The sequence below is a fragment of the Comamonas guangdongensis genome (assembly GCF_041079535.1).
Lineage (GTDB): Bacteria > Pseudomonadota > Gammaproteobacteria > Burkholderiales > Burkholderiaceae_C > Comamonas > Comamonas guangdongensis.
On record NZ_JBFYGN010000012.1, the window covers coordinates 112,036 to 122,189 of the forward strand.

Sequence of the window (10,154 nt, forward strand, 5' to 3'; positions counted from 1 at the left end):
GTCCTCTGGACGCGGCTCGGCGAGCCAGCTCTTTTGAGGGTGCAGGCCTTGCGCTGCCGCGCTCAGCCGAACTGAATGCCTTGCGCCAGCGGCAGCTCGCGCGAGTAGTTGATGGTGTTGGTCGTGCGGCGCATGTACTGCTTCCAGGCGTCCGAGCCGCTTTCGCGGTCGCCGCCGGTTTCCTTCTCGCCGCCGAAGGCCCCGCCTATCTCTGCGCCGCTGGGGCCGATGTTCACATTGGCCATGCCGCAGTCCGAGCCAGCAGCGCTCAGAAAACTCTCCACCTCGCGCAGGTCATTGGAGAAGATGCAGGACGACAGGCCTTGCGGCACGTCGTTGTTGCAGGCAATGGCCTGCTCCAGCTCTTCATAGCTGAGCACATAGAGCAGGGGGCCAAAGGTCTCGTGCTTCACGATGGCCGTCTGCGCGGGCATGTCCATGATGGCGGGCGCCACGTAAAAGCCCTGAGGAAACTGATCTGCGAGCACGCGCTGGCCGCCGCACAGCAGCTTGCCGCCTTGCTGCTCGGCCTGGGCGATGGAGTCCTGCAGCGCCTTGAAAGCCGCCTCGTCGATCAGCGGACCCACGAGGGTGGCGGGCTGCAGCGGATCGCCTATGCGCAGGCTGGCATAGGCCTTGAGCAGCTTGTCGAGCAGCGCCTGCTTGACATCGCGGTGCACGATCAGCCGCCGCAGCGAGGTGCAGCGCTGGCCGGCCGTGCCCACGGCGCTGAAGACTATGGCGCGCACGGCCAGGTCCAGATCGGCGGCCGGCGTGACCAGCATGGCGTTGTTGCCGCCCAGCTCCAGAATGCGCTTGCCGAAGCGCGACGCGACCTTGGGCCCCACGGCGCGGCCCATGCGTGTGGAGCCCGTGGCCGAGACCAGGGCGATCTGCGGGCTGTCCACCAGGGCTTCGGCCACATCGCTGCCGCCCAGAACGATCTGCGCCAGGCCCTCGGGCGCATGCTCGCCGAAGCGGGCCGTGAATTGAGCGATCGCGCGCTCCAGCGCCTTGAAGGTGGCCAGGCCCGACAGCGGGGCTTTTTCCGAAGGCTTGAAGATCACCGGATTGCCGCAAACCAGCGCCAGCGCCGCATTCCAGGCAAAGACCGCGCCGGGAAAGTTGAAGGCCGTGATGACGGCCACCGGCCCCAGCGGGTGGTACTGCTCCATGATGCGGTGGCCGGGCCGCTCGGAGACTATGGTCTTGCCGTGCAGTTGGCGCGACAGGCCCAGCGCGAATTCGCAGATATCCACGGCTTCCTGTACCTCGCCCAGGCCCTCCTGCACGATTTTGCCCACCTCGCGCGAGATCACCTGGCCTATGTCCGCCTTGGCGCGGCGCAGCTCCTCGCCCCAGAGCCGCACCAGCTCCCCGCGCACCGGCGCGGGCACCAGACGCCACTGCTTGAAGGCCCGGGTCGCCGCATCGATGACGGCGGGCATGGCTGCCGCGGGCAAGGCCGCCAGGCGGGCCAGCTCGGCCCCGTCTATGGGCGAGCGCACGCTGAGATCCGTGCCGCGCAGCGCGGGCAGCTCGATGCCGCAGCGCTGCAGCACGGCGGAGAAATCAGCGGAAGGCAGTTCGGTCATGGGCGCTCCTGTGGGGTTCAGTACTGGGGGACATGGGTGTGGATGGCGGGCGAGGCCGGTACCGTGCCGGAGCCGTCCTTGGCATGGTCCCGCAGTCCCTCAAAGTAATGCCCGGCGCGGGTCGCCAGCAAGGCGGAAAGCGTGCATTGCTCCTGACGCACAAAGCCGTGCTGCGGCAACTGGCCCGTGGCGAACAGCTCCACCGCGCCCAGCACGCCGGCGGCCGTGCTCAGCTCGATGGCCGTGCGCTGCCTGCCGCGCAGCGCTGTGCCGTGGATGCGGGTCGTGCGCGTCTCCTGCTCCAGCCGGCCGCCCTGCAGGCCGGCGGCCGCGGCCGCAATCACCACCACATCGTCGCGGCTGTGGGGCACGGCGCCTTCCAGCACCTGGCGCAGCAGATCGCGCCGCTCTATCAGGCGCAGGCCGTGCAGCAGCAGTTGCATGGCGTCGCGGTGGCCGGGGTGGCGCAGGGTCTTGTAGCTCAGATTGCGCACGCGGCCCTTGAGCGTCTCGCACAGCGTGCCCAGGCCGCCCGAGGTGTTGAAGGCCTCGAAGACCTGGCCGTCCAGGCTCCAGCTTTCCAGTCCCTCCAGCGGCTGGAGCTGCACAGCCTGGCCGTTCACGATGGCATCGCAGGGGTTGCAGTACTCGTTGATAAGGCCGTCTATGCTCCAGGTGAAGTGGTAGCGCAGCGCATTCGTGGCGTGGCGGGTCAGCGCCCCCACGCGCAGCTGCAGATCGTGGAGTTCGTCGAACTGCTCGGCCAGATGCTCGCCCAGCATGCCGATCAGGCCCGGCGCCAGCCCGCATTGCGGCATCAGCACGGCTTTGGCGTGCGGCGCCAGGGCTCTGATGGCGCGCGTGGCCGCCACATCCTCGGTCAGGTCGAAATAGTGAACGCCATGCAGGGCCGCCGCCGTGGCCACCCGCGCCGTGCAGAAAAAAGGCAGAGCGTTGATGACTATCCGGTGCTGCTGCAGGGCCGCGGCCAGCGCGCCATCGCTTTGCACATCGAGCGGCAGGCGGTTGATCTGCGGGTCGCTGTCGGCCGGTGGCGGCTGAACGTCGGCCAGCGTGACCGAGACCCCATGCAGCTCGGCCAGCATGTCGGCAATCGTCGAGCCTATCTTGCCGGCGCCGAGGACGAGGATGTTTTCCAGAGGAGCTTGCATCGTGATCTCCTTGAGCTTTTGCCGCTGGCGGAATGGCCGCGACTGGCGCAAATCCCGTCCAGGCAGGAGGCTCGCTTCCCGGCAGAGCTTGGATGCATCGAGGCTTGCGCAAGTCCTGATGATTTTTGAGAGCTTTGCGGGCCGGTGTCAACGAATCATGGGGATCTGCGAGGCATAAAAAAGCCGCAGGGCCTTCACCCTGCGGCAAGCTTAGGAGAGACAAGTCCGTGGCCAGGCCGTCACTTCTTCTGCAGCATCTTGATCACGCTGGAGAAGTCCTCGGTGCCATGGCCGGCCAGACTATGCGCCGCATAGACGGCGCGTGCCATGCCGCCCAGAGGGGTGCTGGCTCTGGTGGCGATGGCGTTTTCCTGGGCCAGGCCCAGGTCCTTGAGCATCAGATCCGTGCCGAAGCCGCCCGCATAGCCTTTGCTGGCGGGCGCGTTTTCGTGCACGCCGGGGAAGGGGTTGTATTTTTCCAGCGCCCAGTTGCCGCCCGAGCTGCGGCGCATGATCTCCGACAGCACCTTGGGGTCCAGGCCGTTGGCCACGCCCAGGGCGATGGCTTCGCTGGTGCCCACCATCAGAATGCCCAGCAGCATGTTGTTGCAGATCTTGGCGGTCTGGCCAGCACCCACGGCGCCGGCGTGGAAGATGTTGGCGCCCATTTTTTCCAGCAGCGGACGCGCGCGCTCCAGGTCCGCATCGCTGCCGCCGACCATGAAGGTCAGGGTGCCGGCAATCGCACCGCCCGTGCCGCCCGAAACGGGTGCATCGATAAAGCCTATGCCGGCCGTCTCGGCCGCCTTGGCCACCTTCTGGCTGGTGGCTGCGGCAATGGTCGAGCTGTCGATGACCAGCACGCCCTTGGCGATATGGGCCAGCAGGCCGGCTGCGCCATCGCGGCCCAGGTACAGGCCCTCCACATGCTGGCTGGCCGGCAGCATGGAGATCACGACCTCGGCTCCCTTGACGGCATCCTCGGCGCTGGCGGCGGCCTGACAGCCGGCACCGGCGACCTTGGCCACGGCGTCCCGGCTCAGGTCGAAGGCCTTGACGCTGTGGCCGGCCTTGGCCAGATTGACGGCCATGGGCGCGCCCATATTGCCCAGACCGATGAAAGCGATTTGCATATATGTCTCCTTGGTTGGCTTTGAAATTGATAGCTGCTGGCGCTTGCCATGCAAGCGTTTGAAGGCTTTCTATATCTGGTTGTCGATCACGGCTCCCTGGTCGCGCAGCAGGCTGCGCAAGATGCTGCGGTGGCAGTGGGCCTCGTCCTCGCAATAGCAGCCCACGGAAAACGCGCTGCTCTGGGACAGCGCGGCCAGCAGCGCCAGCGTGCGCTGGGCCGCGGGCTCGGCCAGTTGCTTGCGGAACAGTTTCTCGAACTGCGCCCAGAGCTTGTCGGCCTCGGCGGTTTGGCCGGCGGCGCGCAGCTTGATGGACTGCAGCGCCTGCTGCATCAGATCCGCCTCGGGCGAGAGCTCCGGATACCAGACGTCGTAGTAGTTGCGGCTCGCAAACTCCGCCTTGGGCACGCCGCGCGGCGGGCGGCGCACCGTGCCTATGCGCAGGCCTTCACCGGGGCTGCGTTCGCTGCCGAGTCGAACAATGCGTATGGCCATATGCGGTGTCCTTGCCTTATTCGCTGTCGAAGATGGGATGTTTTTTGCGCTTGCCGGCCTTTGCCGACGGCGCGGATGTGGCGCGCGCAGCGGTCTCCGAGGCCTCGGCCTTTTTGCGCCGCGGCGAGGCCTTGGCCTGCGGGTTATAGGCCAGAGCCTCGTGCAGCCAGAAGCTCCAGTGCTCGCGGCTCGCATAGCCGTCGCTGCTGACCCAGAAATAGCCCTGCATGCCGCCGCCCGGAGACAGCTCGCGCAGGCCCTGCATTTCGAGGAATTCGCCGTGCCGCTCGGGCGGCAGGCGTACCAGCAGCTCCTCGTTCTTTACGCCCAGGCAGAGCTTGCCGTCCACGAAAAAGCAGTAGCTGCCGAACAGCGTGCGCTCTTCCAGGGCATCCACACCACCCAGCGCCTGCTCCAGGCTTTCGCGCAGCGCATGGATGAGCTGCAGGCTTTGGTCCGAGAGCGGGCGGGCAGGCATGGTCAGACGCGCTCCAGCACGCGTTGGGGTGCGGGCGGCAGCTCCAGGCGCAGCGCGTCATGGGGCTGGATGCGGCCGCCTTGCAGCACGACGCCCATCACGCCGGTCTTGCGTATCAGCCGCCCGTCGGCCATCCGCTCCAGCATGGCGGCAAGCAGGCCGGGTTGAAAGTGGTCGATCTGAGCACAGGGGTTGCGCAGACCGGTGAGCTCGACGACCGGGCCTTGCGCAAAGTGCAGCCGGGTTCCCGTGGGCAGAGCGATCAGCTCGCGCCAGCCCAGGCCGGGAGCGTCCGCCAGACTGATGTTCTCGCCCAGCTGGCCCGGTCCCACGGCGAAGCCCAGGGTCTCCAGATGTGCGAACAGCGCCGCGCTGATCAGGTGGACCTGGCGCAGATTGGGTTGTTCCGGATCGGCCTTGACGCGCGAGCGATGCTGGACCTTGCGGCCCCAGTGCGCATCGTCGACGACGCCAAGCCCCGCCTGCAGCTCGATGGCGCCGACGCGGCACTTGCCGAAGCGGTGCTCCCGGTCGCGGTGCACGGCCAGGACGGTGGTATCGGGTGCTGGGCTGGGCATGGCGTGTCGCGGTATGGCTGGGCCAGGGCTTAACGTATGGCCTCGGGGGCATCCCCGTCAAGCATGCGCCGAGCGATGATGACGCGCATGATCTCGTTCGTGCCCTCGAGGATCTGGTGCACGCGCGCATCGCGCATCAGGCGCTCCAGCGGGTACTCGCGGATATAGCCGTAGCCGCCATGCAGCTGCAGCGCCTCGTTGCAGACCATGAAGCCCGCGTCGGTCGCAAAGCGCTTGGCCATGGCGCAGTAGGTCGAGGCATCGCGTGCACCGGCATCGAGCTTGGCTGCAGCCAGGCGCACCATCTGGCGCGCGGCGACCAGCTCGGTCGCCATGTCGGCGAGCTTGAACTGCAGGGCCTGGAAGCTGGCTAGCGGCTTGCCGAACTGCTTGCGCTCCTGCATGTATTGCTGGGCCTGGGTCAGCGCGCCCTGGGCCGCACCCACCGAGCAGGTGGCGATATTGATGCGTCCGCCGTCCAGCCCCTTCATCGCGATCTTGAAGCCTTCGCCTTCGCGGCCCAGCAGGTTGTGCGCGGGAATGCGCACATTGTCGAAACTGATCACGCGCGTGGGCTGGCTGTTCCAGCCCATCTTCTCTTCCTTCTTGCCGTAGCTCACACCCTGGGCGTTGGCGGGCACCACAAAGGCCGAGATGCCGCCTGCCCCCGAAGCCGCGTCGCCGGTTCTGGCCATCAGTACCAGTACATCGGTGCTGCCCGCGCCGCTGATGAAGGCCTTGGCGCCGTTGATCACATATTCGTGGCCGATCAGTTCGGCCCGGGTCTTGAGCGAGGCCGCGTCCGAGCCCGCGCCGGGCTCGGTCAGGCAATAGCTGGCGAGCTTGCGGCCGCTGGTCAGTGCCTCGCCCCATTCGGCGCGCACTTCATCGGTGGCCCAGGTGCCCAGCATCCAGGTCGCCATATTGTGGATGGTGATGAAGGCCGTGGTGGAAGGGTCGACGGCGGCCAGCTCCTCGAAGACCAGGGTCGCATCCAGGCGCGGCAGGGCCAGGCCACCCGCGTTTTCGGGCGCATACAGGCCGCAAAACCCGAGTTCGCCGGCCTTGGCAATGGCTTCGCGCGGAAAGGTATGCTCGCGGTCCCATTCGGCCGCATGCGGCGCCAGTTCGGCCTGGGCAAACTGGCGCGCGGTATCGGCAAACGCGCGCTGGTCTTCGCTGAGTTCAAAGTCCATGGATATCTCCTTTATTGTTCTATTTGCTTGCTGGCACTTGATGGCTATATGCGGCTAGCTATCAAATTTGTTGCTCTCAATCTGCTCTCAATCGGGCGGCCCCAGATGCAGCCAGCGCTTCAGCACGGCATCGCGGGCCTTGATCTGCTGCACCAGGCAGCCGTGGTAGCGGCCGGGCCAGTCAGCCTGGGTCTCGAAAGCCTGTTGAGCTTTCTTGCACTGGGTCACGCGCTGGCGGCTCCACTCGCTCTGATCCTTGCGCAATGCAGGGCGTTCGTGGGCCGACAGCGAGCGCATCACATCGCCGTACAGAATCTGGTTCTCGGTATCGGCCTCCTGAAAAGCCTTGACGGCACAGGCATTGGTCTGAGCGATGGTGCCGCCGCTCACACAGTCGGCGCCGGCTTGAGCCAGGGCCTCGGTACTCAGCAGAGCCATCAAAGCCATCGCTGCGAGCGCTTTTGTGGCGACAGCCGCAGCCGGTTCCGACTTGAAATCTTGAATTGCGGAAATCATGCTCCCATCATCGCCGCATAAATGGGGTCTGCCGTCCAGCAACGCCGGCCAGGTATCCGGCTGGCCGGCGCTGCAGGGCGGCTTACTTCAGGGCGATGGTGGTGTTCACGCCGTGGCTGGTGGTGCTGTCGTCAAACCAGCGCTCGGTGACGGTCTTGGTCTGGGTATAGAACATCACCACCTGCTTGCCATAGGGGCCCAGGTCGCCGAGCTTGGAGGCACGGCTGCCCGTGAACGAGAACAGGGGCACGGGTACGGGAATCGGCACATTGATGCCGACCTGACCCACATCGATGTCTTCCTGGAACTTGCGCGCGGCCGCACCCGACTGGGTGAAGATGGCCGTGCCGTTGCCGTTGGGGTTGGCATTGATGAACTCGATGGCCTGATCGATATCGTCGGCAGCCACCAGGCACAGCACGGGGCCGAAGATCTCCTGTTCGTAGATGCTCATGCCGGGCTTGACGCCGCTGAAGATGGTGGGGCCGACAAAGTTGCCCTTGGTATAGCCGGTGACCTCGGGCTTGCGGCCGTCGAGTTCAAGCATGGCACCGTCGGCCAGGCCGCGCTCGATCAGGCCTTCGACACGCGACAGGGCCGCGCAGGAGACCAGGGGCCCGACATCGGTGCCGGGCTCGGTGCCGCCGCTGACCTTGAGGGTCTTGGACTTGGCCACCAGGTCGGGAATCCAGTTCTGGGCCTCGCCCACCAGCACGGCCACGGAGACCGCCATGCAGCGCTGGCCTGCCGCGCCGAAGGCCGCGCCCAGCAGGGCGTTGAGCGACTGCTCCTTGTTGGCATCGGGCATGACGATGGCGTGGTTCTTGGCGCCCATCATGCATTGCACGCGCTTGCCGTTGAGGCTGGCGCGGTTGTAGACATGGGTGCCGACCTTGGTCGAGCCCACAAAGCTGATGGCCTTGATATCGGGGTGGTCGCAGATGGCATTGACCACATCCTCGCCGCCATGCACCACGTTCAGCACACCGGGCGGCACGCCGGCCTCCAGCGCCAGCTCGCACAGGCGCATGGTGACCATGGGGTCCTGCTCGGAGGGCTTGAGGATGAAGGTATTGCCCGTGGCAATCGCCATGGGGAACATCCACAGCGGAATCATGGCCGGGAAGTTGAAGGGGGTGATGCCGGCGCACACGCCCAGCGGCTGCAGCACGGAATAGGTGTCCACGCCATTGGCCACGTTGTTGGCCAGCTCGCCCAGCTGCAGCGTGCCGATATTGGCCGCATGCTCCACGACTTCGAGGCCGCGGAACACATCGCCCTCGGCATCGGGCAAGGTCTTGCCTTGCTCGGCCGTCAGAATGGCGGCCAGCTCCTTCATGTTTTCGCGGATCAGCTGCTGCAGCTTCAGAAAGATACGTGCGCGCTGGCCGATGGGGGTCTTGCGCCAGGTCTTGAACGCCTGCTTGGCATTGGCCACCGCGGCATTGACCTCGTCGGGCGTGGCGAAAGGCACGCGCGCCAGCACTTCCTGCGTGGCGGGGTTGACCACGTCGCGCCACTGGGTGGTTTGGGATTCGACCATCAGCCCGTTGATAAGCAGCTTGACCGTGGGCGCCAGGACCTTGGCGGAAGCAGGTGCGTTCATGAGATGTCTCCGTTGGTGAGTTCGTTCCTCATGCTATATGTGCGCTTTTGCCGAGACAATAGAGAACGCTGCACATAGGGTGTGCAAATATGCACAGGAAAATTCTGCGACAGCCGACGGCTGCCAGAAAGGATCTCTGCCTGGTAACAAAGAGCCGGCATGGCGATTTTGGGAATCACCGTGGCTTGAATGGATTGGAAAAATGCCCTGGACACCAAGCCACGGAGCGCAGGCCGGCGCCGCCTGGACCCGGCTGCCCATATCTTTGTGCCGGTGCATGTGATGCCTGCTGCGTCATACACCGTACCGATAGCGCCAGCAGGTTGACTACCGCACCCGGCAGGCATACGGCCACATCAGCTTGCCTTGACATAGGTCATGGTATTGGCGATAGCTCTTAGGACTGCCGACGCAGGCCCGATCGAACGGATCCTGCTCCATGCGGGTGGTGGTGGGCTGCAGCGGTGCGGGCAGATCCACATTTGCGGCATCTCTGGCCAGAGTTCTGCTGCCTCATCCGGAGTCGGATCGCTTGTACAGGGGCCGGCAATGACCGCTTGTGCTGGCGCAGCAGTTTGCCGATGCGGTGGCGCAGACTGAGTATTTCGGTTGTGCCGGTTATGGCTGACCAGTCCCCTGGTTGTGACCGGCTGCGTTCGGCCAGAAGCCGACATTCGATGATCGATTTTCTGTCGAAATCACAGACTGCATGGGGTTGCCTAAACCCTATCGCTCGCTACTATTTCAACAAATTGGCTCTATTTAGCCAAGAAACTTCTACGTTCGATTTGTCTTCTCGATCCAGTTTCCCTTCACATGAGCGTCTTGAAATTTGACAACTCTGGCTCTTACTTCGAGATGTCTGTGGCTATTGCAGACGATCCGCTAGTCCAGAACTGCGGCGATGCATACATCACGATTGACGCTCTTTCTGATGGCTTTAAGGGGCACAACGATCTTTGGGTGCTTGGTGAGGCGTTTTCAGCCTTTTGCGCGGCTCTCATCTCGCTAGAGCACTCGCTCAAAGGTGAGGCCACACTAGAGTCCATCTCACCGAATGAACTTAAGCTCCGTATTTTTTCTGTGAATAATCGCGGGCACTTAGCGGTCGAGGGCAGCACCGGATACTGGTCCCAAAGCCAAGAAGGTTCTTTTTGGCACTCCGTGTCATTTGGCTTTTCGTTTGAGCCTCAGCAGCTCACGAAAGCCATCTCTGCTCCGTGGATGCGAATTAAGGACTAACAATTCATTCACGCCGAACTTGCTTTGCAAGTCGGCTTAACTGAGGCATTGGTAACAGTCTGCTTTGGGTCTACAGGGACTTTCCGGCAAGTCAACCGTTGACCTTGCATATTTCTGCCTCCGTCGTTGTTTAATCAGCGATT

10 protein-coding genes are annotated in these 10,154 nt (G+C 64.5%); 1 reads left to right on the forward strand and 9 read right to left on the reverse strand.

Translation table 11 applies throughout. The features are described from left to right. Positions 1-62: 62 nt before the first annotated feature. The 9 genes from amaB to AB6724_RS12540 all read right to left on the reverse strand — a co-directional run bounded on the left by amaB (position 63) and on the right by AB6724_RS12540 (position 8,769). Positions 63-1,595, reverse strand: coding sequence for an L-piperidine-6-carboxylate dehydrogenase (gene amaB / locus AB6724_RS12500; protein ID WP_369338848.1), 1,533 nt, complete (start codon positions 1,593-1,595; stop codon positions 63-65). A gap of 17 nt (positions 1,596-1,612) precedes the next feature. Continuing rightward, positions 1,613-2,767 (reverse strand): saccharopine dehydrogenase family protein, encoded by a 1,155-nt coding sequence (locus AB6724_RS12505; protein ID WP_369338849.1) that lies wholly within the window; start codon positions 2,765-2,767, stop codon positions 1,613-1,615. Positions 2,768-3,006: 239 nt separating this feature from the next. Next, positions 3,007-3,900: a 3-hydroxyisobutyrate dehydrogenase gene (mmsB, locus tag AB6724_RS12510; protein WP_369338850.1), complete on the reverse strand. Its 894-nt coding sequence runs from the start codon at positions 3,898-3,900 to the stop codon at positions 3,007-3,009. A gap of 69 nt (positions 3,901-3,969) precedes the next feature. Continuing rightward, a complete protein-coding gene (locus tag AB6724_RS12515) occupies positions 3,970-4,395 on the reverse strand; it encodes a DUF488 domain-containing protein (RefSeq protein ID WP_369338851.1) in 426 nt (141 codons plus the stop codon). Between the two features lie 16 nt (positions 4,396-4,411). After that, positions 4,412-4,873, reverse strand: a complete 462-nt coding sequence (locus AB6724_RS12520; protein WP_369338852.1) for a TfoX/Sxy family protein — start codon at positions 4,871-4,873, stop codon at positions 4,412-4,414. Positions 4,874-4,875: 2 nt separating this feature from the next. After that, complete coding sequence (locus AB6724_RS12525) at positions 4,876-5,451, reverse strand: MOSC domain-containing protein (RefSeq protein ID WP_369338853.1); 576 nt, start codon at positions 5,449-5,451, stop codon at positions 4,876-4,878. A gap of 29 nt (positions 5,452-5,480) precedes the next feature. Continuing rightward, complete coding sequence (locus AB6724_RS12530) at positions 5,481-6,647, reverse strand: acyl-CoA dehydrogenase family protein (protein ID WP_369338854.1); 1,167 nt, start codon at positions 6,645-6,647, stop codon at positions 5,481-5,483. Between the two features lie 87 nt (positions 6,648-6,734). After that, positions 6,735-7,163, reverse strand: coding sequence for a lysozyme inhibitor LprI family protein (locus AB6724_RS12535; protein WP_439329864.1), 429 nt, complete (start codon positions 7,161-7,163; stop codon positions 6,735-6,737). Positions 7,164-7,245: 82 nt separating this feature from the next. Further along, the gene (locus AB6724_RS12540) at positions 7,246-8,769 is read right to left on the reverse strand and encodes a CoA-acylating methylmalonate-semialdehyde dehydrogenase (protein WP_369338856.1); all 1,524 of its coding nucleotides are present in this window, start codon (positions 8,767-8,769) and stop codon (positions 7,246-7,248) included. 825 nt (positions 8,770-9,594) lie between these two features. Between AB6724_RS12540 and AB6724_RS12545 the strand changes: the two genes are divergently transcribed. Further along, entirely contained in the window at positions 9,595-10,011 is a 417-nt protein-coding gene (locus AB6724_RS12545; protein WP_369338857.1) for a WapI family immunity protein, read from the forward strand. The last annotated feature ends 143 nt before the right edge of the window (positions 10,012-10,154 follow it).